The organism is Nocardia sp. NPDC003979 (assembly GCF_053605015.1).
Genome location: NZ_JBSGIJ010000005.1, coordinates 490,770 through 516,915 on the forward strand (window position 1 = coordinate 490,770; position 26,146 = coordinate 516,915).

The window sequence follows — 26,146 nt, forward strand, 5'->3', positions numbered from 1 at the left end:
ATCCGCGCACGTCGCCAGCCCCCGTTTTCGAGAGGTCGAGAAAAGCATGCCAGTACAGCCGTCCGGTGGGATCGGGTGACCGAGCGACAGTTGAGTGAATCCGGAACCGGCACCGCCCAGGACGTGACCACCGATGGTGGAGTGCGGCGCACCGTGCTGCCCGGCGGGCTGCGCGTGGTCACCGAACACGTGCCCGGCGTGCGCTCGGCCTCGGTCGGCGTGTGGGTCGGTGTCGGCTCGCGCGACGAAGGTCCGACCGTGGCCGGTGCGGCGCACTTCCTCGAACACCTGCTGTTCAAGGCGACGCCCACCCGCACCGCGCTCGACATCGCCCAGACCATGGACGCCGTCGGCGGCGAACTCAACGCCTTCACCGCCAAGGAGCAGACCTGCTACTACGCCCACGTCATCGACGAGGACCTGCCGCTGGCGGTCGAACTCGTCTCCGATGTGGTGCTCAACGGGCTGTGCCGGGCCGTCGACGTCGATGTGGAACGTCAGGTGGTGCTCGAGGAGATCGCCATGCGCGACGACGATCCCGAGGACCTCGTCGCCGACTGCTTCCTCACCGCCCTGTTCGGTGACCACCCCATCGGGCGTCCGGTGATCGGCACGGTCGAATCCATCGAAGGCATGCAGGCTGCCCAGTTGCGCGGCTTCCACCAGCGCCGTTACCGGCCCGAACGCATGGTCGTCGCGGTGGCGGGCAATGTCGAACACGAGCGGGTCGTCGAACTGGTCCGCCACGCCTTCGGCCCGCACCTCGACCCCGCCGCCGAACCGGCACCCCGTCGTGAGGGCAAGTTCCGCGCCCAGGGCGCACCGGGACTCGTGCGCATCAACCGTGACAGCGAACAGACCCACCTCACCTTCGGTGTGCGCGCGTTCGGCAGGCACGAGGGGCAGCAGCGCTGGCCGCTGTCGGTGCTCAACACCGTGATCGGCGGCGGACTGAGTTCGCGCCTGTTCCAGCGCATCCGGGAGGAACGCGGCCTGGCGTACTCGGTGTACTCGAGCGTCGACACCTTCGCCGACACCGGCGCGTTCTCCGTGTCACTCGGCTGCCAACCCGAAAACCTCGCCCAGGTAGCCACTTTGGCGCGTTCGGTGCTCGACGAAGTCGCCGCCGAGGGCATCACCGACGCCGAATGCGCCCGCGCCAAGGGCTCGTTGCGCGGTGGCCTGGTGCTCGGACTGGAGGACTCCGCATCACGGATGAACCGCATCGGGCGCAGCGAACTCAGCTACGGCAACCACCGCAGTGTCTCGGCGACCCTGGCCCGCATCGACGCCGTGACCACCGACGAGGTCAACGCGATCGCCCGCACCCTGCTCGCCCGACCCTACGGTGCCGCCGTCGCCGGCCCCTATCAGCGGACTCGTGAGCTACCCGCTTCGGTCCGCAGACTCGTCGAGAACTGAGCGATCCGCCGGCTGCCCGCGAACGCGCCGGGCACATCGCGTCTCCTGCCTGCGCCGTTTCGGTTGAGGTGGCGGTCGTCGGCGGGTCAATCGCGCGCGGTGTCGATACGCCCGTTGTGCAAGGGAAGTGACGCGGCGACAACGTACTTCGCGTCGTTCGCGCCTGCGCTGAAGGTTCCGCCGAGCATCGTCGCGCGTTCGCGCATGCCGAGCAGTCCGTGGCCCGCACCGGCGGCAGGCACCGTCGCACACGGATTGGCGACACGGATGTCGATCGCCTTCCCGGTCACCACAACGGTGACCTCGACCGGTGCGCCCGGTGCGTGGCGGATCGCATTGCTCAGTGCTTCCTGCACGATCCGATAGGACGAAAGGCCGACGGCGTCAGGCACTTTCGTCGTATCCCCGGTCAGTGTCGTCGTGATGTGCGTACCGCCCCCGCGCACCGTCGCCACCAGTTCGGTGAGGTCTCCCAGGGTGGGCTGCGGCAGGAGCGTGGCGTCACCGCTGCGCAGCACTCCGAGGATGTGGCGCATCTCGGACAAAGCGACCGTCGCGCTGTTGCGGATGGTGTCGAGCCGGGCGCTGGTGGCGGGCGCGAGATTCCGGTCGCTGTGCTGGGCGGCCTCGGCCTGGATCGCGATCACCGTCATGTGGTGGGCGACCACATCGTGCAGCTCACGGGCGATGCGGGCACGTTCCTCCCACAGCGAGGTGAGCTGGCGTTGCCGCTCGGTGCTGTCGCGTTCGCGGCGCAGGCTGTTGCTGGTGACGCCGACCGTGCGCACCGCGATCACGGTCGACAGCACCAGTCCCGACACCGCGCTCGCCCCGAGAATCCCGACCAGCCATTCGGCGGGCCGCAACCACAGTGCCAGCCCGATCCCGGTCGCCACCGTCGCCGCCCAGGCCACCGCCGCGGCGCGGGCGCCCGCGCGCACCGCCCCTACACCCAGAACGATGAAATAGCTGGTCAGCATCGGATCGACCCACAACTCCGCCTGCGGTCCGGTGAGCACGGACGCGGCGGCCAGCGCCGCGAGGCCCAGCGCCCACCCCGCCGCCGGAGCCCGCATGGCCAGCGAGACAGCGGTTCCGATGCCGAGCGCGAGCGCGACCACCTGGACCACCGCCAGTTCGGTATCGGCCACCATGGTGGCCAGCACGGCGAGGAACCCCACCACGCCCGCCGCGACGCTCAACGACACCTGTTGCCACCGGCTCAGTCGCGGAGGCCAGGACTCCAGCACGCGGGCGGCGATTGTCTCCATGCGCTCATCCTTGTCGATCGCGGGTGCGAACACCGTCAGACCAGGTCGCGGCGCCGGACGACGACAACCGCACAGGCGAGGAAGACCACCGGGTACACCACCAGTGCGGCAACGGCTTGTGGCCAGTCGAGGAGGTCGAGCACCCCAGGCGTCGCTTCGCCCTGCAGTGTCCGTAGATCACCGGCGAGCGAACCCGCCACCGATCCGGGCAGGTAGTCCGTCACCGCACCGGCACTGCCGAGCATGTCACCGAAGAAGCGAAGCACGTTCTCCAACACCAGTACCCACACCAGGCCGAGCCCGACCGCGAGGGACGGCCCGCGCGCCAGCAGACCGATCAGCGCGCCGAGCAACGTCCACATGGTCAGAATCGCGATGCCACTGCCGATTCCGGCCAGCATCCGGCCTACCGAGGGGAGCACGAGCGGCTGGGATTCGGCCGAGGCGATGACGCACGCGACACCCAGATCGAGCACGAACGCCCCGAGGACGGCCACGACCGCCACCGCGAGCAGCGCGAACACCGTGCCCAGCAGGGCCGTGACGCGCCCCGGTCCCTGGGTGAACACCGTCTTCCAGGTGCCCCAGCCGTACCCGCTGCCGGTGGCGAGCGCACCGAGGATCAACATCAGCGCGCCACCGAAAAGCACGGTGCCGCCGACGAATTCCTCCGGTACGGCCGTGGGCATCATCTGCGCGAGCACGTACTCGCGTGGCTGCCCCTCGGTGGCATCGGCGGCACTGCCCGAGCTGTAGCCGATGTAGTTGAGCAGGTACATGAAGGTGAGGTTCAACGTGAGCCAGACCGCGAGCAGGCTCCACAACACGGGCCAGCGGCGCAGCCGAAGCACTTCCGCGCGAATGCTGTCGATCATGCGACGTTCTCCACATCCGGTGCGGTCATCTCGAAGTACGCTTCTTCCAGGGAGCGTTCCGTCGAACGCAACTCGTGTAGTTCGGCGCCCGCGTCGAGCACCGCGCGGGCGATGAGCGGTGCCGCGTCGGGGCCCGCTTCGACCCGGATGCCGGTCTGGGTCCGGGTGGCATCGCCGACGGCGACCCGGATCGCGTCGACGGCGGTCTGCACCGGTTGGGCCCGTACGAAAAGGGTGCTGCGTCCGCGCATTTCGGCGACGGTCGATTCGGCGATCAGCTTCCCGCCGTTGATCACCCCGACCCGGTCACAGATTTCCTGCACCTCGGCCAGCAGATGACTCGACAGCAGAATCGTGTGCCCGTCGGCGGCGAGATCGGTGATGAGAGTGCGCATCTCGGCCATGCCGCCGGGGTCGAAACCGTTGGTGGGTTCGTCGAGAATCAGCAGTTCGGGGTTGCCGAGCAGGGCGCAGCCGACGCCGAGGCGTTGCTTCATGCCCTGGGAGTAGGTGCGGAATCGGTCGTCGCCCCGGTAGGCGAGGCCGACCCGTGCCAGTGCCTCGTCGACAGCCGAATCCGGGATGCGCCGATAGCGTGCCATGACGCGCAGATTGTCGCGTCCGGACAGATACGGATAGAAGCCGGGACTTTCGATCAGGACCCCGATGTGCGCCAGCGCCTCCGGATCGCCGGGTGCTTTTCCGAGTACCCGTGCGGTTCCGCTGGACGGTTCTATGAGGCCGACCAGCATTCGCAGTGTCGTAGTTTTGCCCGCGCCGTTCGGACCGAGGAAACCATAGATTTCCCCGGCCCGAACGGTGAGGCCGACCTTGTCGACAGCGACTTTGTCGTCGTATCTCTTGGTCAAATTCTCCGTGACCACAATCATGATCCAACCCTAGATTTCAGCTGGTCCGGGCACATCCCGCCGCAGAGTGATCACCGGTGGTAGCTCTCAGGAGTGACGGTCATTCCACCAGGTGGCCGAGCCGTGGCACGGCGACCTCGAATTCGGCGTGCATTTTCGACACCTGCGTTTTTCCGACCACCGTCTTCATCATCAGATCGCGCACCTTGGTCGCCGCGAAACCGTCCCAGGACGAAATCGTGCCGATTTTCCAGGATGCCTTCTGCAACGCCTCCGCTTCGGGCCTGCGTGCCTTTTCGTAGGACGACAGCGCCCGCGCCACCGCCGCGCCGTCACCGACATCGATGGAGCCGAGATGATTCGCCAGGGTGATCGCGTCGACGATGCCTTCGCTGGCGCCGCGGCCGAGATTGGGGGTCACCGCATGCGCCGCGTCGCCGAGGAAGACGATGCGGCCCGAACTCCACGCGGGCATCGGGCCCAGCGCGCGCACATTGTGGTGCAGCATGACCTCCGGTGGCGTGGCCGCGATCAGGTCGCGCACCGCGGCGGGGAAGACCTCGAATCGGCGCAGCAGGTCGTCCTTGACCGTGTCGGCCGGTGTGTCGAGTTCCAGGGTCGGCCTGGCCAGGCCCGCCACCCAGAAGACATTGTTGTTGCCGCAGTCCTTGATGGCGATGCGGTTGCCCCGCCCGAAGAGCAGCGTGAACATATTGCGCCCGAACGGCGGTACGTGATCGGCCACCGCGTGCACCAAACGGTAACTGGCGGTGCGCAGTTCGACTTCGGGGAAGATCTGCTGCCGGGTCGCCGAGTTGATGCCGTCGGCGGCGATGAGCAGATCGGCCCGCTCCCGATGACCGTTGTCGAATGTCACGGTGACACCCGAATCGTCCTGCGTGATGTCGATCGCCTTGTGATCGAAGTTGATCGCGCCGAGATCCGGTGAGCCGGCGAGCGTGTCGATCACCTCCGCGCGCCGGATCATCACCGGCATCGGTGCGTCGTAGCGCTGCGCCATCGCGGCCAGTGGCGCGTGATAGAGCGGGGTGCCGTCCTGGTTGAAGAACTGCTGGCGGTGCACATCGGCCCCGCGCGCCCGGATCTGTTCGGCCAGACCGAGTTCGGCGAAGGCCTTCATGCCCTTCACCCAGATCTGCAACGACGCGCCCACGGTGCCGAACGCGGGCGCCTGCTCGAACAGGGGCGCGTCGATCCCCACCCGGCGTAACGCGATGCTGGTGCTGAGACCACCGATCCCGCCGCCGAGAATGATCACACGACCGTTCGCTGTACTCATGGGTGCTCCGTCCGGGTGCGCTGGGTGGTGGCGACGAGATCGAGATCGAAATCGCCGGAACGGAATTCGGGTCGCGACAGGATGTCGGTGTGGAAGCTCGCGCTGGTGGTGAGGCCGTGGCCCTCCAGTACGAGTTCGTCGAGAGCGCGGATCATGCGGTCGATCGCGGCGGGTCGGTCCGCGGCCCAGACGATGACCTTCGCCAGTAACGCGTCGTAGTACGGCGACACCGTCACCCCCGGTTCGAGGTGGCTGTCGACCCGCACCCAGGGCCCGGCGGGCGGGCGATAGCGGGTGACCTGCCCGGTCGTCGGTGCGAAATCGCGCGCCGGATCCTCGGCGTTGATCCGGCATTCGATCGCGTGCCCACGCACGATTACGTCGGATTGCCCGAAGCTCAGGGGCTGCCCCTGGGCGATCCGCAATTGCTCGGCCACCAGGTCGATTCCGCACACCATTTCGGTGACCGGATGCTCCACCTGCAGGCGCGCGTTCATTTCCATGAACCAGAAGCCACCGTCGCGGTCGAGCAGGAACTCCATCGTCCCGGCCCCTTCGTACCCGACCGAGCGGGCGCCCGCGACGGCCGCGGCACCGATAGCCGCGCGGATGGCGTCGTCGAGCGCGGGCGACGGCGATTCCTCGAGCAGCTTCTGATGACGGCGCTGCACCGAGCAGTCCCGTTCGCCGAGATGCACGATATTGCCGTGGCGGTCGCCGAGGACCTGCACCTCGATATGGCGGGCGCCCTCGAGGTAGCGCTCGATGTAGAGGCTGCCGTCACCGAAGGCGAGGGCGGCCTCGGTCTGGGTGCGGCGGTAGGCGTCCTCGATCTCGGCGCGCTCGCGGACCACCCGCATACCGCGGCCACCACCACCGGCTGCCGCCTTGAGGATCACCGGATAACCGATCTCCTCGGCGACCCGCTCGGCCTCCTCGGCGCCGGTCAGCACCGACGTCGTCCCCGGCAGCATGGGCAGTCCCGCCGCGCTCATCAGCGCCCGGGTCACCGCCTTGTCGGCCAGCGCGGTCATCGTCTCCGGCGACGGCCCGACGAAGATCAGGCCCTCTTCGGCGCACACCGACGCGAAATCGGCGTTCTCCGAGAGGAATCCGTAGCCGGGGTGGACGGCGTCGGCACCGGTGCGCAGGGCCGCGCCGATGACATTCGGGATGTTGAGGTAGCTGCGACCCGGCTCCGGCGGCCCGATGCAGACCGCGTCGTCGGCCAGTTGCATGGCGATCGAATCGGTGTCGGCGGTCGAATACACCACCACGCTGCGCAATCCGAGTTCCCGGCAGGCCCGAACCACGCGCAGCGCGATCTCACCCCGGTTGGCGACCAGAACGGTCTTGATCGGCCGTTCGGGATCGGTCACCGGGCTCATGACGCGATCTCCATCGGGGCGGACTCGTCGGGCTCGAGCAGGATCAGCTGCTGGCCGTACTCGACGACATCACCGTCGTCGGGCAGGATCCGTACCACCCGTCCCGGACCGGGCGCGGTGATGCGGTTCATCAGCTTCATCGCCTCGACGATCGCGACCACCTGACCCTCCGCCACGAAGTCGCCGGGGGAGACGAACGGGTCGGCTCCGGGCTCGGGGCTGCGGAAGAAGTGCCCGACCAGGGGCGACTCGATCGCGACGGCGCTGGATTCCGGCGCCGGGCTCACCGCTTCGACGGTGACGACCGGGACGGGCGCCGCGCTCACGCTCGCCGGACCGTCCGGCCATTCCATCTCCAGGTCGAATTCGCCCGCCCGCACGCGCAGCCGGCGCGGCCGGGGGTTCAGGTCGGCGACCAGGCCCCGTACCTCATCGATCATGTGGCTCAACGATTTGTCTGTGGTCATCGGTGTGTCTCCCAGGTGTGTCACGAGCCGAACTTCCGGAACTTGCGGTACCTGGCCTCGATCAGGTCGGGGCCGGGCACGGTGGACAGCGCGGTGAGCGCGTTCGACAGGGCCGCGCGCAGATCGCCCGCCATCCGCACGATGTCGGGTCCGCCCTCGGCGTCCTCGGGGATGACCCCGTCGACCACGCCGAGCGACAGCAGGTCCGCCGCGGTGAGTTTCAGCGCTTCGGCGGCCGTGTTCGCCGCCGCGCGGTCGCCCCAGAGGATCGCGGCGCACCCCTCCGGGCTGATGACGGAGTAGTAGGAGTTCTCGAACATCAGCACGGTGTCGGCGACGCCGAGCGCAAGCGCGCCACCGCTGCCGCCCTCGCCGGTCACCACGGTGACGATCGGCACCGGGAGCCTGCTCGATTCCATGATGGCGCGCGCGATGGCGCCCGCCTGCCCGCGTTCCTCCGCACCAACGCCGGGATAGGCGCCCGGCGTATCGATCAGGGTGACGATCGGCATCCCGAATTTCGCCGCGTGACGCATCAGCCGCAGTGCCTTGCGGTATCCCTCGGGTTCGGGCATGCCGAAGTTCCTGGCTATGGATTCCCTGGTGTCGCTGCCCTTTTCGTGGCCGATCAGCATGACCGCGCGGCCACCGAGGGTGGCGAGCCCGCCGACGAGGGCCGAGCTGTCGGCGAACATGCGATCACCGCGCAATTCGACGAAGGTGTCGAAGGCGACCGCCGCGAAACTCAGCGTGGTCGGGCGGGCCTGATCACGGGCGACCTTCACCACTGTCGCCGCCGGGCGCGGGGACACCTGCGCGGGGTCGGTGACGGTGACCGGTGGGAGCAGCGGGCCCAGCGGTGTGTCGGGTGCGTGTGCGGTGAGGACTTTCGCCAGATACGCGCGCAGCTGTGCGCGCGGGACCACCGCGTCGATCAGCCCGTGTGCCAGGAGGAATTCGGCGGTCTGGAAGCCGGGCGGCAGATCCTCGCCGATGGTCTGGCTGATCACGCCCGGCCCGGCGAACCCGATCAGCGCGCCGGGCTCGGCGACGAGCACATCGCCGAGCATGGCGAACGAGGCGGTGACACCACCGAAGGTGGGGTCGGTGAGCAGGCACACCACGAGCAGCCCGGCCTCGTGCAGACGGCCGATCGCCTGGCTCGTCTTGGCCATCTGCATCAGCGACAGGCTGCCCTCCTGCATCCGCGCGCCACCCGAGGCGCAGCACAGCAGTAGCGGAAGCCGTTGGGCGAGTGCGAGTTCGGCGGCACGCGTGATGACCTCGCCGACGGTCGAACCCATCGAGCCGCCCATGAAGCCGAATTCCATCGCCGCGACGACCAGACGCCTGCCGTCGAGGGTGCCGATACCGAACACGGCGGCGTCGTATTCGCCGGTCTTGGCGCGGGCCTGCGCGAGCCGTTGCCGGTAGGACTTGTGGTCCCGGAAATCGAGCACGTCGCGCGTTTCGATGTCGTCGTAACTGCCCGGGGTCCAGGAGTTCTCGTCGAGCAGCAGGGCCAGCCGCCGGTGCGCGCCGATGCGCAGGTGGTGGCCGCAGCGGGTGCAGACCCGCAGGTTGCGTTCCAGCTGGGGTTTGTACTGGTATTCGGCGCAGGACGGGCATTTGGTCCAGGTGGTGTCCTGGTCGGTGCCCTGCCTGCCGATGGTGTCGATCACTTCGGTCATCGGAACTCTCCGTTCGGCTCTGACTTGTCGATCTGTTCGGCCAGGAACGCCCGCAGCGCGTCGGCGACGGCGCCGGGCGCTTCCGCGTGCACGGCATGGCCGGTACCGGGGACGAACACGTGCGAGCCGTCGGCAAGCAGCCCGAGCGCGCGCCGCACGTGTTCGTCGGTCATGAGCGCGCCGGTGCGCTCGTCGCCCTGGACGAGCAACACCGGACACCGCAGTCGCGACATCAGCTCGTCGGGGTCTTGTTCGCGCTGGTTGCGCCCCTCCACCCAGCGTTGGTTCAGCTCCGGATCGGCCATGCGCAGCGACACCGCGATCGAACGCATCGCCTGATTGGGGACCGCGTAACCGAGCATCGCCGCGCGTTGGGAATCGTTGAGCCGGTACAGCGCCGAGTCGACGATCACCACCGCCCGCACCAGATCGGGGCGGGCGGCGGCAACCATGGCGGCGATCCAGCCGCCCATCGAATGCCCGAACAGCACCACCGGCGCGCCGATGCGCTCGGTGACGAACTGTTCGACATCGGCGGCGAAGTCGGCCAGCGCGTAATGGCCTGCCACCCAGTCGGATCGGCCGTGCCCGCGCAGATCCGGTGCGTAGACGTCCCAACCGGGGCCGAGCGAGCGGACGAGCGGCCGGAAGGTCTGCCACCGCGCGCCCAACCCGTGCAGCATGCACAGCGACGGCCTGATCTCACCACTGACGTGGGCGTATTCGAGCGTCGCCGCACTCGTGCGAAACCGGCCCGTCTCGATCGGGCCCACGGCAGGGCGCATCCCTCAGCCCGCCCAGACCAGGGTCATCCCGGCGTACTTCCACTTGCTCGTCTCGATGGCAAGCAGCAAGACGTTGTCGCCCGTCCGCAACCGGCCCGCGCGCGCTGCCTCGTCCAGGGCGAGGGGGACAGCGGCCGAACCGGTGGCGCCGACCCGTTCGATGTTCTCGTAGATCTTGTCGCGCAGGACCAGCCACTCGTCGGTGAGCAGACCGGCCGCCTCCAGCTCACTGGTCATGTAGCCGGCGTTGCCCTCGGGGACGACCCACAGGGCGATGTCCTCGGCCTTCACTCCGCTGATCTCGAGCATCTCGCGCAGCGAGCGGGTGATCATGTGCGGGATGAACTTTCCCGACTCCACGACGTCGACCTTCAGCTCCATCAGACGCTTGGCCAGCACCTGCTTGTGCAGTGGGGCGTGGGTCGACCCGCCGATCACCTGCATGCCCGGCTTCTTGGTGCCGCCCATCGTGACGATCGAGGAACCGAGTACCCCGGCCCGGGTCTGCGGGTCGGCCGGCTCGGCGCGTAGCACGAGCGCACCCGCACCGTCGCCGAAGGTGTAGGCCACCAGCCGATCCCGCATGCGGATCCGCTCCGGGTCGATGCCGCGATACATCGGGACGAGCAGGGGCGAGATGGCCTCGCTGCCGATCACCAGGGCGGTCCGGTGCGTGCCGCGCTCGAGATAGCCGCGCGCCACATCGGCGGCCTCCACGAAACCCGCACAGCCGGACCGGACTTCGATGGTGGTGCACTCGGCGATCCCGAGGTGTTCCTGCACGAACGTCACCGCGGGCGGCAGCAGGTATTCGGGGCTGGCCGTCGACATGACGATCAGATCCACCTCACCCGCGTGGATGCCTGCCCGCTCGAGCGCCGCGGTCGCGGCGCCCGCGGCCATCTGGGAGTTGGTCACCAGGTGTTCGCCGGTGTCGGGGTCGATCATCCAGTGCCGCTCCTTGACCTGGATGCCCTCGAGAATGTCCTCGGGTACGGGACCGAGCAGTGCTCCGATCTGCTTGTTGTCGATCGGGTCGCCGTGCAGGTAACTGCCCGTGCCGACCACCTGGGCCGTGAATTCCGGTGTTGCCATAACGCTTGTCGTCCTTTGTGTTCGGATGCTCAGTCGGTCAGCGGCGCGAGCACGATGCTGATGTGGGTACCGCCCAGTGACGAGCTGTTCACCAGGGCCACGCCCCGATCGGGCCGGTCACAGGCGGCCAGTGCGGCGGCGAGCAGTCCGCCCGCGCCGAGTTGTTCGCCGAGCGATCGTTTGGCGGCGATGCGCCGCGGGGCGTTGTCGCCGAAAAGCCGGTGCATGGCCTGGTTCTCGGGCTCGTCGAAGGCAGGCAGCCCGACCTCGTTGGTCCACACCTCGGCGATATCGCCCGGTGTCAGGCCCGCGGCGTCGAGTGCGGCGCGCATGGCGCGTTCCACAGCGGCGCCGGTCGGGTCGGTGCGCCCCACACCGCGCGCGTCCGACGCGGTGGCATGCCCGAGTACCTCGGCGTACACGGTGGCGCCCCGGCGAACGGCGTTGTCGTACCGCTCGAGCATCACCGCGGCACCGCCCTCGGCGAGGGCGAAGGTGTCGTGCGGGCCCATGGGCAGGCCGAGCCTGCGGTAGCCACGCACCACGAGCGGAGTGAGGGTGTCGGCGGCGGTGGCCAGGATCGCGGTCGCGCGGCCGAGCGAGACCATGTCGTAGCCGTAGCAGAGCGCGTTCGCACCCGCCGCGTGCCCGGACGTCACCGTCGAGGTGGGCCCGAGCGCGCCGAGCAGCGTGGCGACACTGCCCGCCGCCGCGTTGTACACGGTGTTGGGGAACACGGCCGGGTTCGCCGCCGCCACCCCTTCCGCGCGCAGCGGGCGCACGAACTGCTCCATCGCCTCCATCGGACCGAGCCCGGTGCCGAAGACCACGCCGACCCGGTCGGGGTCGTCGGCGATCAGGTCGGCACCCGCCTCGGCCAGCGCCCGGCTCGCCGCGAAGGTCGACAGCAGGCCGAGCCGGTCCATCCGCCTGGCCTCCCGCCTGGTCAGATGGTCGCTGGGATCGGTGTCGATCAGACCCAGCCGCACACCGTCGTCGACCTGGGTGCAGTCACGGTCTTCCGTGACCGCGCGCAAGGCCGCCCGCACATCGAGGCCGGCGGCACCGACGGCGCCCGTCCCCGTCACCACCACGCGCGAACGCTCGACGCGGGTCGGCTCGGCGGCGCGTTCGGAGAACACCACACTCGCGTTGGCACCCGCGAAAGCGAAGTTGTTCGAGATCGCGTGGTCGATCTTGCCGACCCGCGGGGACACCGGGATGTGGTCGAGCACGCATTCCGGGTCGGCCCGAACGAGATTCGCGGTCGGCGGCAGCACGCCGTTGCGCAACGCGCCGACGGTGATGATCGCCTCGACCGCACCCGCCGCGCCGAGCAGATGCCCGATCATCGACTTGGAACTGCTCACCGGTACGGAATCGGCGGCGTCGCCGAGCGCGAGCCGGGTGGCCTTGGCCTCGGCGCTGTCGTTGCGTGGTGTGCCGGTGCCGTGGCTGTTGACGTAGCCGATGTCGCTGTCGTGCAACCCGGCCCATTCGATCGCCGAACGGATGGCCCGCGCGGCGCCGGTGCCGTCGGGGCGCGGTGCGGTCGGGTGGTAGCCGTCGGCGGACAGCCCGTAGCCGCGGATCACACACAGCGGCTCCACCTCGGCCGCGGCAGCCAGCTCGGCGCTGGTCAGGACGAGCATGCCGCTGCCCTCACCGAGCGAGAGTCCGGTTCGCTTGTCCTGGTACGGCGCCGCCGGTGTCGGCGACAGCGAACCGAGCGAGTTGAACCCCGCGTAGGCCACGTCGGACAGGGCGTCGGTGCCGCCGGCCAGCACCATGTCGGCCCGCCCGAGCGCGATCAGATCCGCGGCGTAGCCGATCGCGTTCGCCCCCGCCGCGCAGGCGGTGTTCACCGAGAACACCGGACCGGCGCACTGGAAATGCGCCGCCAGCGATTCGGCGATGGCCTGCGGCGGCCCGAACATGGCGAGTTCCGGGGTGCCCGCGCCCACACCGTCGTCACCGAGCCACTCGAGGGTGCTGAGCAGACCCGCGTTGCAGGTGCCGAGCACGATGGCCCGGTCGTGCGGCGCCACCTCGGCGACCAGGGCGCCCGCCGCCTCCATCGCCTCGGTGGCGGCGGCGAACGCGAAATCGAAAGCGCGGTCCCGGAATCCGCCCACTTCGTCGGCGATCGGTGAGGGTGCGACGGGGGAGCGGACCTCACCGCCGATCCGGGTGTTGTAGTCCGACATGGGCAGGTGCTCGACCGGGTCGATCGCGACATGACCGGCGCGCACGCCGTCCCACAGCGCCTTGGCCGTATCGCCCTGCGAGGTGACGGCGCCGACAGCGACGACGACCACCGTTCGCAGGGACATGTGCTGGGTTTCTCTCGTCTTCACCGTGCACTCCTGTTCGTGGTTCCAGCGGGCTCTACAGGCGCCGCAGAGCCAGCGCCGCGGCCTGGCCCGACAGTCCCCGGCCCAGCGCGAGGCTGTAGTCCGCGCGCAGTTCGCGTGCCGTACCGGGCACCCAGTCCAGGTCGCACCGCGGCGCCGCGGCGGACAGATTCAAGGTCGGCGTCACGGTGGCCTCGCGCAGCGCCATCGCCGCCAGCGCCACATTCAAAGGGCCCGCGGCGGAGAGCAATTGGCCGAGCGCGGGCTGCACGCTGCTAGCCGCGACGGTGTCGGCCCCGGCGCCGAGCGCGGCCCGCAAAGCCCGCGCCTCGGCCAGATCGGCCCGGATCACCGCCGCGCCGTCGGTGGCCACATAGCCGATCTCGGTGCCCGCGACACCCGCCTCGCGCATGGCCGACGCCATGGCGTTGCGCAGTCCGGTGCCGTCGCCCCAGATCTCGCCGGGCGTCACCGGATCCGAGCCACCGCCGAAACCGATGATCTCGGCGTACGGTTCGATCCCGCGGGCCACCGCGGTGTCGTAGTCCTCCAGCACGAGCATGCACGCGCCTTCGCCGAGGACGGTTCCGGTGGCGTCGCGGTCGTACGGGCGCACCGCACCCGCCTCGTTGCGGTCGGTGAGCAGGTCGAGCCGGTCCAGTTTCGACATGCACCACCAGGAGACGCCGTCGTCGAAACCACCCGCGACGGCGACCGTGGTCTCCCCGCGTGCGATGGCCCGGTAGGCATTGCCGATCGCGCTGATGCCCGCGTCGCCCGCCCCGGAGAGAAAAGCGCTCGGTCCGGCGAAGCCGAATTCCTCCGAGAGGAAGAACAATTCGGCCGAGGGCAGACCTTCGACGAAGAACAGCGGGTACATCCGGGCCGCCTCGTGCCCCAACCGGGTCGGGTCGATCCGGCCGTCGGGCCCGCACGCCTCGACGGTCGCCTCGAGAATGTGCAGAGGATCGGAGATCTGGTTCTCGCTGGCGAGGAAGACACCGACCGAGTCGTTGCCCGAGGTGGCCGGGTCGATGCGCGCCTCCTCGGTGGCCAGCCGGACCGCGGCATGGGCCAGCTGGTTGGCGCGCGTCATCAGCCGCAGCGACTTGCGGTTGCGGACAAAGGGTTTCGCATCGAAGTCGGTGATCTCGGCGCCGAACCGGGTGCGCAGCGAGGAGGGGTCGTAGGCGGTGATCGGGCGCACCGCGCTGCGCCCGGCCACCAGTTCCTTCCAGGTCTGGGTGAATCCGGTACCCAGGGGCGACACCACACCGATGCCGCTGATGACAACGCGATTCATGAGATTTCCCTCTCTGGACCCGCGTCACGGGTCATGGTGAGCTCCCGCGCGAGGACGACCACCGCGTCGGCCCGGGTGATACGCCCGGTGAGGCGCGCCACCGTGCTGTCGAGTCGGCGGATGTCGACCGCCACGTGCAGCTGGTCGCCGGGGCGCACATAGTGGCGGAACTGCACCCGCCGCGCGCCGGTGAGCCGCCACCGGCCACCGTCCCGGCCGAGCAACACGTCGGCCAGGTTCGCCATGCCGTGCAGCATGAGCACCCCGGGCAGTACCGGGAACCGCTGGAAATGGGTGTCGAATACCGGCAGGGTGTTGGGCACGTTCGCGAGGGCACTGGCACCCGCACCGGGTCGCAACTCGACGACGCGGTCCAGGCGCAGGCCGCCGGCCACGGCCAGGGCGTCGGGCGGCACCGGCGACCCGGCGCCGACATCCGTGCTCGGCACGGTCACCGCTGGGGTACTCATGGCGCCTGCACCACGAGTGAGGCGTTCGTGCCGCCGAATGCGAACGAATTGACCAACGCCACCGAGACATCGGCCCTTCTGGCCTGGTTCGGGACATAGTCCAGGTCGAGCTTCGGGTCCGGGTGCGTGTAGTTGATGGTCGGCGAGACCAGGCCCTCGGTGATCCCCCCGAGCGCGGCGAGCACATTGAGCGCGCCCGCCCCGGCGGTGAGGTGCCCGGTCATCGACTTCGGCGAGGTGACGAGCAATTCGTAGGCGTGCGCACCGAAAACCTGTTTGATGGCGGCGGTTTCGGAGACGTCGTTGCCCGGTGTGCTCGTCCCGTGCGCGTACACACAATCGACCTCGGTGCCCGCCACCCCCGCGTCGGCCAGCGCGTCGGCCATGGCGGTGATCGACCCGCCACCGTCGGGCGGGGAATCGGTGATCCGGTACGCGTTCATCGTCGAGGCGTAACCGGTGAGGCGCGCCAGGATCCGGGCGCCGCGCGCCTCGGCGATGCGCCGCTCCTCCAGCACGAGCAGCACCGAACCCTCACCGAGCACGAAACCGTCGCGTTCGGCGTCGAACGGTTTCGAGGCTTTGGTCGGATTGTCGTTGTAGCGGGTGGTGAGCGCACCGAGCAGCGAGAATCCGGCGACATCGAGCCAGGTGGTGAGCGAATCCTGGCCGCCGGCCACGGCCATGGTGATCTCACCCGCCTGGATCCGGCGCATCGCCTCACCCACGGCATGGGTCGCCGATGTGCACGCGGTGCTGATCCCGCTGATCGGCCCACGGCACCGGCCCACCTCGGCGATGGCCATCAGGTCGACACCCTGATCGCAGCGCCACGTGCTGTCGGTGCTGCGGCGATGGATCACCGCGCCGTCGCTGGTACGCCGGGTGAGCCCGATCTCGGCGAACTCCTGCGGCTCCGGCCTGCCGACGTGGCCGCCGACGAAAACGCCACGGGCGGCCTCGTCGTGCGCGCTGATATTGCCCGCCTGGGCCAGCGCCTGTGCCGCGGCGACGACACCGAAACCGCCGGACCGACTGAGCAGATCCCAGCGCTGGGTGGTCAAGAGCTCGGGCGCGGGGCTGAAGCCACGCACCATCCCGGCGATCTGGACTTCGAAGGTGCTCGGATCGAACGTCTCGATCCGGCCCACTCCGCTGCGCCCGGCGGCCAGCGCCGACCACGTGTCCGGTGCGGTGTTTCCCACGGGGGTGACGGCCCCGATACCGGTGATGACGACCTCGTTGTTCATGATCGGACCCCGCTTCGCAGTAGTTCTTCGCGCATCCGCACCGACGCCGCGTCCTCGAGCATGTCGGCGTCCACCAGGCCGCACATGAGGTCGTCGACCTCGAAGACGACGCTCTCGCCGACCAGCAGCCGGCCCCCGGCCACGATGGTGTCGCCCCTGGACAGGATTTCGACCGAGGCGACGACGTCGTCGCCGGGCACGATGGCGGATCGGGTCGTCATGGCGCCGACCGACAGCAGCACCGCCCGCTGCCGCCGCTCGGTGCTGAGATAGATCAGCCAGGCCAGGCTCTGGGCGAGCACTTCCAGCTGGATCGACAGCGGCATCAGCGAGCCGAAAGTCGTTGTCGACCAGTAACTCTCACTCGAACTCGTCCGCTTGACCGCCTCGACCCGCGCCCAGGGTTCGATGGTGTCGATGCGGTCGACGAGATGGAACCGCACGGGTCAACTCGCCGCGACGGTGTGTTTGGACACCATGTCCGCGAGATTGCGCACGGTGAACAGACCCATCACGTCCTCGGCGCCGAGCTTGCCGCTGAGTTCGGCCGGGTCGATCTGGGGCATCACCTTGTGCAACTGCTCGAGGCCGAGGTCGGAGACCATTCCGTCGTCGGTGCCGAATTGCTCGTCCGGGATGCCGCCCTGGATTCGCTCGCTCAGCTGGGTGGTCGTGATCTTGACGCCGAGGCGGCGTTCGATTCGGAAAAGAATGTCGAGCAGATCGATCGACTCGGCGCCGACCTCACCGAACAGGGTGGCATCGGCTTCGACCTCGTCGATGTCCAAAGCGACTGCCTCGGCGACGATTTCGCGGACGGTATCGATAACGCTGATTTCGGACATGCTGGTTTCCTCCATCTGGAAGTGGTCGGATCGGGGTGGAGCGGGGGTGCCGGCTAGCGGCGCGCGGTCTTCTTGAGCGGTTTGCCGGTCAGTAGCGTCCCGGCGACCATGCCGTCGACCGGGACGAGCGCGCCGGACAGATGCCGGTTGCCGGGCGCGGCGAGGTAGGAGACCAGGTCGGCCACCTCGTCGACGGTGGTCGCACCCGAAATGGGCACTTGCCCGATGACGGAGTCGCCACCGTCACCACTGAGAACGTCGGCGATCATCTCGGTCTCCACGAAGCCGGGCAGCACCGCGTTGACCCGGATGCCGAAGCGGGCGAACTCGAGCGCCGATGCCCGGGTGAAGGAGTTGATCGCCGCCTTGGACGCCGCGTAGCTGGACGCACCGAACCAGGCGCGTTCGCCCATCACCGAGGAGATGTTGACGATGGCCGCGCCGTCGCTCTGGGCGAGTGCGCCGCAGGCTGCCCGCGTGCCGTTGAACACGCCGCCGAAGTTGACCCGCATGACCTCGAGCCAATCGCTCTCCGACATTTTCATGATCAATTCGTTGCGCGTGATACCTGAATTGTTGACGAGGATATCGAGTTTCCCGGCGAATTCCAGAACCTGCTCGACAACCGACTCGGCAGCGCTGTAGGAGGAGATATCTCCCTGAATGGCAACGGCCTTTCCGCCGTTGTTCTCGATTTCGGTGACCACTTCCTTGGCGGCCTGCTCCCCGCGAAAGTAGTTCACGGCGACAATGGCGCCTTCCGCGGCGAGACGATGACAAACCGCCCGCCCGATTCCACCTGATCCGCCGGTCACCAGTGCGACCCGGCCGGTGTGAATTGCTGACATCAAGTACCTCCCCAGGGGTCAGCATGAAAAGCGTGCGATGGTCCGGTTCGGACGATCTCATCCACACTTTCCGAAACCGATGATCCGGCAGTTAAACCCCTGGTGCAACCGGCGTAGATGTGATTTGCGCCATAATAGCTGTACGCTATTACTGACTGGAAGGGCTCTTAGCATGTGCTGTTGCAGCGCGCTAGCTAGTAATTCCATGGGCCGCGAGAGGCTGATCTTCGCGTGGGAAAGACGGAATAGATCTGGCGTTAACGCTGAATTCATCACGACGTGAGCCGATTGCTGAAACCGACCGGTCGGAGATTCGGGCGACATATCCTTCGCGGTATACCAGCAAGGGCAAGTCTTGAACTCTGGACTACCTACGAGCAGAATCGAGCAACGACGCTCGTCGTCGAGCGGAATTCCGTGTATCCGTACCGGCAGATTGTTTTTGACACCTGTCCAGGTTGATACCCGTTCTATATTCAGGGGAAGAAACGCATGACATCCACCGCTTTCCTGTTTCCCGGCCAGGGTTCGCAACGAGTCGGGATGGGGCACGACCTCGCCCAGGCCTACCCAGACCTGGTCGCACCGCTGTTCCGGACCGCCGACGAGGTGCTCGGCTTCGAGCTGTCCCAGCTGTGCTGGAACGGGCCGGAGGACCGGCTCGCACGCACCGACATCACCCAGCCCGCGATCTTCGTCGCCAGCCTGGCCGCCTATCGGGTGCTGGCCGAACTCGTTCCCGCGCCGACGGTCGTCGCCGGCCACAGCCTCGGCGAGTACATCGCCCTGGTCGCGGCGGGCGTGCTCGAGTGGACCGACGCGTTGCGCCTGGTCCGGCGGCGTGGCGAACTCATGGCACGGGTCAACGAATCGAATCCCGGTGCGATGGCGGCCGCTCTCGGGCTGTCGAGTGACACGGTCGAGCGCCTCTGCGCCGAAGTGCGCGAGCAGACCGGGACTGTCGTCGAGGTCGCGAACTACAACGCCGAGGACCAGACCGTGGTGTCGGGCAGTGAGGCCGGTGTGACCGAGTTCACCACCAGGGCAACGCGACTCGGCGTCGAGGGGGCGAAGGTGAAGCGCCTCGCGGTCGGTGCGCCCTTCCACAGCTCGATGATGGCCCCGGTCGAGGCGGAGTTCGCGGCCGATCTCGCAGGCGTTCGGTTCGCTGATCCGGTGATCCCGCTCGTCGCGAATGTCACTGCGGCGCGGGTGTATACGGGGGAGCAGGCGCGTGCGGGGCTACGGGCACAGCTCGCCGGATCGGTGCGCTGGAGTCAGAGTCTGCGCGTTGTCAGGGAATTCGGTGTCGAGGCGTTCGTCGAGGTCGGCCCGGGACGGGTGCTCACGGGATTGTGCAAACGCGCGTACCCCGAGGTGGCGAGCTATTCCGCGGGGGACCGGCGGCGCATCCGCGCCGTGGCCGACGAGGTGGGCGGTGTGTTCCCGGTCGAAGCCGTGGGCTGAACCGCCGCCCTGCGCTGTTCGATCTCGCCCCAGAACTCGACGGACAGAGCTTCGTAGCGGATGCCGAACTCGAGTACGAGCAGCTCGTGGGAATCGCTGGCCGGATCGCCGGAGAGTGAATCATGGGCGGCCAGATAGCGATCGAGCCGTTTCTGATGCGCCTGCTTCTCCCCGGCGGCGACCTCGACCACGTCGTCGGGGGAGGACAAGCTGCCGAAGTACAGCTTGAGCAATCCGCTGTCGCGCAGTTCGTGCGTGCGCTTGTCCTGCCCGGTGGTGAGCCAGTCCTCGAGTTCGGTGCGGCCCGCGTCGGTGATGGTGTAGATCCGGCGGCGGCGACCGGTGGTCTCCTGATAGCCGGACAGCAGCCCCTCTTCGACGAGGCGTTCCGGTTCGGCGTAGATCTGGGAATGGGGGAACGACCAGAAGAATCCGATCGAGCGATCGACCTGCTTCTTGATGTCGAACGGAGTGCAGGGTCCGGTGCGGGCGACCAAGCTGAGGACCAGATAGGACGTCGGGCTGAGCTTCCGGTCGGCCAAGCAGCTCACTCCTCTGGTATCGGGTGACAACATCCTGGTTGAGAAACAGGAATGTTTCATTATTTGAACCGGATATCGCGATCCGCACTATACGTTTCGGACTATGGGCTGTCAAAGGCTGCTCGCAGTCGTCCGCCGTGCGACGACAGCGTCACACGGCGGACGAAGGCTCAGGCGACCAGCGGTTTCAGTGCCTCGCCTGCCATCTCGAGAACGCCGGGATGGTGGCCGTTGGCGACCATATTGATGATGAGGCCGTCGACGCCGTGGACGAGGACGCGGTCGGAGATCTGCTCGGCGACCTGCTTCGGCGTTCCGACGAACAACTTGCCCGCCATCGAGGCACGTACCCGCTCGACCTTCGCCCGTTCGCCCACGCGTGCGGCGAACATGTCGTCGATGAGCTGTTCGGCGCGGTCGGCGTTTTCGTCCATCACGACGAAGGCGAGGTAGCTGACGTCGAGGGTCGACCGGTCGCGCCCGGCCTCGGCGCAGCGCTGGTCGAGGGCGGCCATCTTGCGCGGCAGCTCGTCGGTCTCGCAGCCGATGCTGAGATGGTCGGCGTGCCGCGCAGCCAGGGCGAAGGTCTTCTTCTCGCCCGCACCGCCGAGCATGATCGGCACGTCGTCGCGCATGCGTGGTTCGTTGATGACGTTCGCGACGCGATACCAGGTGCCCTCGAAGCTCGGGCGTTGTCCGCGGAACATCGGTGCGATGATCTGCAGTGCCTCGTCCAGCTTGGTGAACCGGTCGGTGAAGGTGCCGAATTCGTAACCGTAGGCGAGGTGTTCGAGTTCGAACCAGCCCGCGCCGATACCGAGCATCGCCCGGCCCCGGCTGATCACGTCGAGGGTGGTGACGATCTTGGCGAGCAGCGCCGGATTGCGGTAGGTGTTGCCGGTGACCATGGTGGAGAGCCGGATGGTCTCGGTGACGGCGGCGATCGCGCCCAGCGTGGTGTAGGCCTCGAGCGTCGGGCCGTTCGGTGGGCCGAAGCGCTGATAGAAGTGGTCGGTCAAAAACAGGGTGTCGAATCCGGCCTGCTCCGCCGCCTGCGCCTGCGCGACGACGGCGGGGAACAGTTCGTCGACCGGTGCGCCGAAATTGAAGTCGGGCATCTGGAAACCGAGGCGGACAATGCCCCGGCCGGTGGGTACGGACATGTCAGACATCCCTTCGGAGCAGGGCGCGGCGGGCGAGGGCCGACACCCCGAGTGTCACGGTTGTCACGATCGCCAGCCGGGGCCAGCCGCCGAGCGCGCCGATGAGTTCGGCCGAGGCGTCGGCACTTTGGGAGAGCTTGCCGACCACGGCGCTCGGTGCCTGCAGGGTCGCCAGCTTGTGCAGCTCGCCGAACGCCGTCGCCGACGCAGCCTCGGGCAGCACCACGTGCGCGGCGGCAGCGGCGACCGCCCCGGCCGAGCTGCGCATCAGGATGCCGAGCGCCGCCCCGAACAGGGCCACCGCCGGGAAGACGCAGACGATGCCGAGCAATCCCGGGAACGCGTCACCCGCGGCGTATTTCGAGCTGTCGATGGCGAAGACGCCGACCAGGTAGGTGAGTGTGGTGGCCGCGATGCCAAGGGTCGTGCTCACCGCGGTGGCGGTGAGCATCTTCGCCCCGAACACGACATCGCGTTGCGGCGTCGCCGCCAGGACCGAACGGATGGTTCCCGAGGTGTACTCGGTGGAGGTGACCAGCGCACCCCAGGCGCCGATGAGGGCGATGGGCAGGGTCATGGCGGTGAAGGCGCCGCCGATCACGGTGTCGGTGGTCTCCAGGCTGTCGGACAGGCCGACCAGTGCCGCCGACACCGGGCCGATCAGCAACGCCAGGATGGGCAGCAGGAACAGCGCCCTCGACGACCGGATCTTGATCAACTCCGAGATCACCTGGTACCGCATCACCTCCCAGGGCGGCGCCGAGCGGTTCGGGGTGGCGGTGGTGCTGGTCACGATCGTGGTACTCATGCCGACTCCTGCAGTGTTTCGCTGTCCTGGAAGGTGTGCCGACCGGAGACCAGCCGGGTGAAGACCTCTTCGACCGTCGCGGTGACCGGCGTCAGCTCGTCGAGGACGATGTCGTGGGCGGCCGCGAGGCGCCAGATCTCGCGTGCGGTCACCCCGCGCACGGTGCCGGTGTCGCCCCGGATCTCGATGCGGTCGCCGAGCACGGCGGCCAGCCGGGTCAGCTCGTCCCCGCGCACCCGTACCCGTGGTTCGGCATTGGCGACGAAGTCGGCGGTCGGCTCGTCGGCGACGATCTTGCCGCGGCTGATCACCAGCAGGTGATCGGCGACCAGTTCGGTCTCGCTCATCATGTGGCTCGACAGCAGCACCGTGCGGCCCTCGTCGGCCATGGCCCGCAGGGTCTGGCGAATCCAGCGGATGCCCTCGGTGTCCAAACCGTTGACGGGTTCGTCGAGGATCAGTACGGCGGGGTCGCCGAGCAGGGCGGCGGCCACGCCGAGGCGCTGGCGCATGCCGAGCGAGAAACCCTTCACCCGCATCCCGGCCACGTCGGCGAGCCCGACCCGCTCGAGCACCTCGTCGACCCGCGTGCGTGGGATGCCGTTGCTCGCCGCGAGAAAGGCCAGATGATAAGCGGCGGTGCGTGATCCGAGCACATCGCTCGCATCCAGCAGGGCGCCGACGGTGTGCAGCGGGAATCGTAGGTCGCGATAGTCCTGGCCGAGCACCGTCGCCGTACCGGAGGTGGGAGTGTCGAGCCCGAGTATGCAGCGCATCGCGGTCGACTTGCCCGAACCGTTGGGGCCGAGGAACCCCGTGACCCGACCTGGTTCGACGGTGAAGCTCAGGTTGTCGACGGCGCGAGTCCTGCCGTAGAACTTGGTCAAGTTACGTGCTTGGATCATGCTTTCGAGCGTATTGAGCAGGCATTTCGGCCACATCCATCCCGGGAGCCAACTGCGCGGGTAGTCCTCGAGAGGGATGCGGCGCTGCCCGGTGCGTTCGCGCGGTGGCGATTACGCTGATGTCGCAGGGTGGTTCGGATCGGTTCGGCGCCTACCGCGCCGTCCGCACAGAGGGGCGAATTCCGTTGTCGGACAATCACTATCAGGCGCACGATGCGGCGAAGGCGAATATCCGGGTGCTGATCGCCGACGACCAGGAGCTGGTGCGTGAGGGCTTGAGCGTGTTGCTGGACTCCCAGCCGGATATCGACGTCGTCGGCCAGGTCGCCGACGGTGAGCAGGCGGTGCGCGAGACCGAGCGGCTGGCCCCCGATGTGGTGCTGATGGATGTGCGGATGCCGGTGTGCGATGGAATCGAGGCCACCCGTCGCATCACCGCCGCCGGGCCGGCCAAGGTGATCGTGCTGACCACCTTCGACCTCGACGCCTACGTGTACTCGGCGCTGCGCGCGGGCGCCTCGGGGTTCCTGCTGAAGGAGTCCTCGGCCCGTTCGCTCGGTGAGGCGGTGCGCGTGGTCGCCACCGGTGAGGCACTGCTCGCCCCCTCGGTCACCAGGCGCCTGCTGTCCGAGTTCGCCCGGCAGGGGCAGGCGGTGCGGTCGGCGGAGAAGGCGGCGGGGCTCACCGCGCGGGAGACCGAGGTGCTGGTACTCATCGCGCGGGGCTTGTCGAATGCCGAGATCGCCGGGGAGATGGTGATTTCCGAGCAGACGGTGAAAACCCATGTCGGCCGGATACTGGACAAACTGCAATTGCGCGACCGGACCCAAGCGGCGATCTACGCCTACGAGACTCGGTTGGTCAGTCCGTTGTAATCCCGGTGTTGTGCGGCTTGTCCCCAACGAGGCGTCTTCGTTCGTACTGCGAAAGCGTCGGGTGTTCTCGGCGTCCTGACCTGAGTTTTGATCGGCAGGCAGGTCGTCCTGGATACCGCGACGGCGGTAATGTGCGCCGGAGGAATCCAGGGGAGGGGAAGAGCCGTGCCGGTGCAGGCGGCGCTCGAGCGGGCGCGGATGGCTTTGGAGATCGGGCGGGCCGAAGAGGCTCGGGGGATTCTGGGGGCCGTGCTGGCGCAGGCGCCGGACGACCCGGAATTGCTTGTGGCGCTGGGAAACACGGCCTTCGCGCTCGACGATCCACAAGAGGCGTTGCGGTGGGCGGGGCGCGCCATCGGTGCCGACCCGGAACTGCCCGAAGCGCAGATGCTGGCCGCCACGTGCGCGGCGATGCTGGGGGAGTGGGGGCGGGCGCGCGAGCACAGCGAGACCGTCCTGCGGTTGTTGCCCCACGAACCCGCGTCGCTGTTGCTCGCGGCGTGGATGATCGCGTTCGGGCCGGCGGGCGACAGCGGCCGGGCCGCCGTGCTCGTCGGCGAGGCCGTCGAACTCGCGCCCGACGACGCCGGTGTGCACTGCTCCGCCGCCGAGATCTACCAGCGTCTCGGCGACTTCGACGGGATCCGGCGCCATGTCGGCGCGGGACTCCAGCTCGACCCGACCCACACAGACCTGCTCCGCATGCAGGCGCAGCGCGAGTTCGGCGGCGTCGAAGGCGGCAGGCAGTCGGCGGTGGCGACGCTGCGCGGTGTCCTCGCGCAGGCGCCGACCGACCGCAAAGCCAAACGGTTGCTCGCCGAAGTGCACTGGCGAGCGCTGATGCGACTCGCCGCGTGGGTGTGGTTCTTCGCGGGTTGCTACGCGGCCGTGGCGATGTGGGCGCCGACGATACTGCTCCGAATCGTGTCGCCGGTGCTGTTGGCGGCGATTCCGCTCGCCTGGTTCGGCGTGTCCCACAAGTTGCGCAAACAACTGCCACCCGGGTATCTGCGGACTCGCGTATTGCGCCCGCGCGTGGTGTTCGCGCTGCTCGTGGTGGTCGGTTCGGCGTTCGGTGTCGTACTCGGCGCGGTGGTGATGCGGTCGGAGTACGTGGCACTCATCCGGATCGGGAGCTGGCTGCTGGTGCTCGGCGCGCTCGGGGCCGCGCTCGCGCATCTGCTGCTGTACGCGGCGTGGTTGCGGCCGGGCCGCGACGACCCCGATCCCGAAGACGGCTTCGACTTCGCGGCCATGCAGATCATGGTGCTCGGCGTCTGTGTGGTGCCGCTGGTCGTCGTCGCCGGTCTCGCACGCGGATTCGCGCGTCAGCCTGCCGTATTCGGTGCGTTTCTCGCCGTGGTCGGTGCGGTGTCGTTCACCCTCGTCCTGGAAGCCGGAATCGGGATCTGGCGCGATCGGGCGGGATACCGCAGGCTGCCCGTGATCGCGGCGATCGTGTGCGCCCTGCTGGCCGGGGCGGGTACGGCTGTGTGGTGGGGTGGCGGCGAGATCGTCGACGGTGAGATGCGCGGGCGTGAGTTCGTGAATGTGCCCGCACCACCGACGATCTCACCGCGCGAGTTCCCGACGATCCCGACCCTGCGGGTTCCGACTCTCGTCGTACCACCGACTGTCACGGGGGTACCGGCCATGACCCCGACCCGGTGACAGCGGCAACCGGCCCGCGGGGCCGCGCGGCAGCAGGTGTCGGCTCCGGCGCCCAGTGACCGTTAGGCGCGAGGGCAGACTGATGCTCGTCAGTCGTCGGCAGCGCTGTTGGCGGCGGCGACAACCGCGGGGAGCAATCCGGGGACCGCCGATTCGACATCTTCGGTGCGCAGGCGCTGATAGGTCTGGCCGTCCAGGGTGAGGCGCTCGATGAGACCCGCTTCGCGCAGGATCTTGAAGTGGTGTGTCGCGGTGGACTTGTTGATCGCGTCGTAGAGCGCCGAGCAGCGCAGCGGGCCGCCCGCGTTGCTCAGGCGGCGCACCATTTCCAGGCGCACGGGATCGTGCAGCGCGCCGAGTACGGCGGGCAACTCCGCCACGGGCAGGGTGGGCGCCGCGGGGAGATCTTTAGCCTGCGTCATGATCTACCTCACTCCCGGGTTTGATAGTCATCATACCCGGCGTAGGGTCGGGTTCGTTCG

The 26,146-nt window shown here is 68.4% G+C and carries 25 protein-coding genes; 4 read left to right on the top strand and 21 right to left on the bottom strand.

All coding sequences use genetic code 11. The features are described from left to right. The first annotated feature begins 75 nt into the window (after positions 1-75). On the top strand, positions 76-1,422 hold the full coding sequence (locus tag ACWEVR_RS14515) for a M16 family metallopeptidase (RefSeq protein WP_452467324.1): 1,347 nt from the start codon (positions 76-78) through the stop codon (positions 1,420-1,422). 86 nt (positions 1,423-1,508) lie between these two features. On the opposite strand, the gene ACWEVR_RS14520 is transcribed toward ACWEVR_RS14515, so the two are convergent. From ACWEVR_RS14520 to ACWEVR_RS14595, 16 genes are all read right to left on the bottom strand, one after another. Next, entirely contained in the window at positions 1,509-2,693 is a 1,185-nt protein-coding gene (locus ACWEVR_RS14520; RefSeq protein ID WP_452467325.1) for a sensor histidine kinase, read from the bottom strand. Positions 2,694-2,728: 35 nt separating this feature from the next. After that, on the bottom strand, positions 2,729-3,568 hold the full coding sequence (locus tag ACWEVR_RS14525) for an ABC transporter permease (RefSeq protein ID WP_452467326.1): 840 nt from the start codon (positions 3,566-3,568) through the stop codon (positions 2,729-2,731). Further along, entirely contained in the window at positions 3,565-4,458 is an 894-nt protein-coding gene (locus ACWEVR_RS14530) for an ABC transporter ATP-binding protein (protein WP_452467327.1), read from the bottom strand. Before ACWEVR_RS14530 ends, ACWEVR_RS14525 begins: the two co-directional genes overlap by 4 nt. A 79-nt stretch (positions 4,459-4,537) precedes the next feature. Beyond that, a complete protein-coding gene (locus ACWEVR_RS14535; protein ID WP_452467328.1) occupies positions 4,538-5,737 on the bottom strand; it encodes an FAD-dependent monooxygenase in 1,200 nt (399 codons plus the stop codon). Further along, complete coding sequence (accC, locus tag ACWEVR_RS14540) at positions 5,734-7,125, bottom strand: acetyl-CoA carboxylase biotin carboxylase subunit (protein ID WP_452467329.1); 1,392 nt, start codon at positions 7,123-7,125, stop codon at positions 5,734-5,736. Before accC ends, ACWEVR_RS14535 begins: the two co-directional genes overlap by 4 nt. Then, positions 7,122-7,592 (bottom strand): acetyl-CoA carboxylase biotin carboxyl carrier protein, encoded by a 471-nt coding sequence (locus tag ACWEVR_RS14545; RefSeq protein WP_452467330.1) that lies wholly within the window; start codon positions 7,590-7,592, stop codon positions 7,122-7,124. Before ACWEVR_RS14545 ends, accC begins: the two co-directional genes overlap by 4 nt. 20 nt (positions 7,593-7,612) lie before the next feature. Further along, positions 7,613-9,283: an acetyl-CoA carboxylase carboxyltransferase subunit alpha gene (locus tag ACWEVR_RS14550; protein ID WP_452467331.1), complete on the bottom strand. Its 1,671-nt coding sequence runs from the start codon at positions 9,281-9,283 to the stop codon at positions 7,613-7,615. Next, entirely contained in the window at positions 9,280-10,056 is a 777-nt protein-coding gene (locus ACWEVR_RS14555; RefSeq protein ID WP_452467332.1) for an alpha/beta fold hydrolase, read from the bottom strand. Before ACWEVR_RS14555 ends, ACWEVR_RS14550 begins: the two co-directional genes overlap by 4 nt. Positions 10,057-10,071: 15 nt before the next feature. Beyond that, complete coding sequence (locus tag ACWEVR_RS14560) at positions 10,072-11,163, bottom strand: 3-oxoacyl-ACP synthase III family protein (protein WP_452467333.1); 1,092 nt, start codon at positions 11,161-11,163, stop codon at positions 10,072-10,074. 29 nt (positions 11,164-11,192) lie between these two features. Then, on the bottom strand, positions 11,193-13,520 hold the full coding sequence (locus ACWEVR_RS14565; protein WP_452467334.1) for a beta-ketoacyl synthase N-terminal-like domain-containing protein: 2,328 nt from the start codon (positions 13,518-13,520) through the stop codon (positions 11,193-11,195). 31 nt (positions 13,521-13,551) lie between these two features. Continuing rightward, positions 13,552-14,820, bottom strand: a complete 1,269-nt coding sequence (locus ACWEVR_RS14570) for a beta-ketoacyl-[acyl-carrier-protein] synthase family protein (protein WP_452467335.1) — start codon at positions 14,818-14,820, stop codon at positions 13,552-13,554. After that, positions 14,817-15,290: a 3-hydroxyacyl-ACP dehydratase FabZ family protein gene (locus ACWEVR_RS14575; protein ID WP_084456488.1), complete on the bottom strand. Its 474-nt coding sequence runs from the start codon at positions 15,288-15,290 to the stop codon at positions 14,817-14,819. The genes ACWEVR_RS14570 and ACWEVR_RS14575 overlap by 4 nt, the downstream gene beginning before the upstream one ends. Then, positions 15,287-16,540, bottom strand: a complete 1,254-nt coding sequence (locus ACWEVR_RS14580; protein WP_452467336.1) for a beta-ketoacyl-[acyl-carrier-protein] synthase family protein — start codon at positions 16,538-16,540, stop codon at positions 15,287-15,289. Before ACWEVR_RS14580 ends, ACWEVR_RS14575 begins: the two co-directional genes overlap by 4 nt. Then, positions 16,537-16,983 (bottom strand): hypothetical protein, encoded by a 447-nt coding sequence (locus ACWEVR_RS14585; RefSeq protein WP_452467337.1) that lies wholly within the window; start codon positions 16,981-16,983, stop codon positions 16,537-16,539. Before ACWEVR_RS14585 ends, ACWEVR_RS14580 begins: the two co-directional genes overlap by 4 nt. Positions 16,984-16,986: 3 nt before the next feature. Then, positions 16,987-17,385, bottom strand: coding sequence for an acyl carrier protein (locus ACWEVR_RS14590; protein WP_157104761.1), 399 nt, complete (start codon positions 17,383-17,385; stop codon positions 16,987-16,989). 53 nt (positions 17,386-17,438) lie between these two features. Continuing rightward, complete coding sequence (locus ACWEVR_RS14595; protein ID WP_067492668.1) at positions 17,439-18,233, bottom strand: SDR family NAD(P)-dependent oxidoreductase; 795 nt, start codon at positions 18,231-18,233, stop codon at positions 17,439-17,441. Between the two features lie 492 nt (positions 18,234-18,725). Here ACWEVR_RS14595 and fabD point away from each other — a divergent pair, with 492 nt between their 5' ends. Next, positions 18,726-19,700, top strand: a complete 975-nt coding sequence (gene fabD / locus ACWEVR_RS14600; RefSeq protein WP_452467338.1) for an ACP S-malonyltransferase — start codon at positions 18,726-18,728, stop codon at positions 19,698-19,700. Here the strand turns inward: fabD and ACWEVR_RS14605 are convergent. From ACWEVR_RS14605 to ACWEVR_RS14620, 4 genes are all read right to left on the bottom strand, one after another. Then, positions 19,619-20,242 (bottom strand): PadR family transcriptional regulator, encoded by a 624-nt coding sequence (locus tag ACWEVR_RS14605; RefSeq protein WP_452467339.1) that lies wholly within the window; start codon positions 20,240-20,242, stop codon positions 19,619-19,621. The two genes, fabD and ACWEVR_RS14605, sit on opposite strands and share 82 nt — an antisense overlap. 170 nt (positions 20,243-20,412) lie before the next feature. Then, a complete protein-coding gene (locus ACWEVR_RS14610; protein ID WP_452467340.1) occupies positions 20,413-21,405 on the bottom strand; it encodes a TIGR03560 family F420-dependent LLM class oxidoreductase in 993 nt (330 codons plus the stop codon). A 1-nt stretch (position 21,406) separates the two neighbouring features. Continuing rightward, a complete protein-coding gene (locus tag ACWEVR_RS14615; RefSeq protein ID WP_452467341.1) occupies positions 21,407-22,213 on the bottom strand; it encodes a hypothetical protein in 807 nt (268 codons plus the stop codon). Next, the gene (locus tag ACWEVR_RS14620; RefSeq protein ID WP_452467342.1) at positions 22,210-23,118 is read right to left on the bottom strand and encodes an ATP-binding cassette domain-containing protein; all 909 of its coding nucleotides are present in this window, start codon (positions 23,116-23,118) and stop codon (positions 22,210-22,212) included. Before ACWEVR_RS14620 ends, ACWEVR_RS14615 begins: the two co-directional genes overlap by 4 nt. Positions 23,119-23,222: 104 nt before the next feature. Here ACWEVR_RS14620 and ACWEVR_RS14625 point away from each other — a divergent pair, with 104 nt between their 5' ends. Together ACWEVR_RS14625 and ACWEVR_RS14630 are read left to right on the top strand one after the other, a co-directional pair. Next, positions 23,223-23,993 carry a response regulator gene (locus ACWEVR_RS14625; protein ID WP_245655222.1) on the top strand — a complete coding sequence of 257 codons (771 nt, stop codon included), beginning with the start codon at positions 23,223-23,225 and terminating at the stop codon, positions 23,991-23,993. A 165-nt stretch (positions 23,994-24,158) separates the two neighbouring features. After that, complete coding sequence (locus tag ACWEVR_RS14630) at positions 24,159-25,664, top strand: tetratricopeptide repeat protein (RefSeq protein WP_452467343.1); 1,506 nt, start codon at positions 24,159-24,161, stop codon at positions 25,662-25,664. 89 nt (positions 25,665-25,753) lie between these two features. Here ACWEVR_RS14630 and ACWEVR_RS14635 read toward each other — a convergent pair whose 3' ends face one another. Further along, positions 25,754-26,086 carry an ArsR/SmtB family transcription factor gene (locus ACWEVR_RS14635; protein ID WP_067492681.1) on the bottom strand — a complete coding sequence of 111 codons (333 nt, stop codon included), beginning with the start codon at positions 26,084-26,086 and terminating at the stop codon, positions 25,754-25,756. Positions 26,087-26,146: the final 60 nt, after the last annotated feature.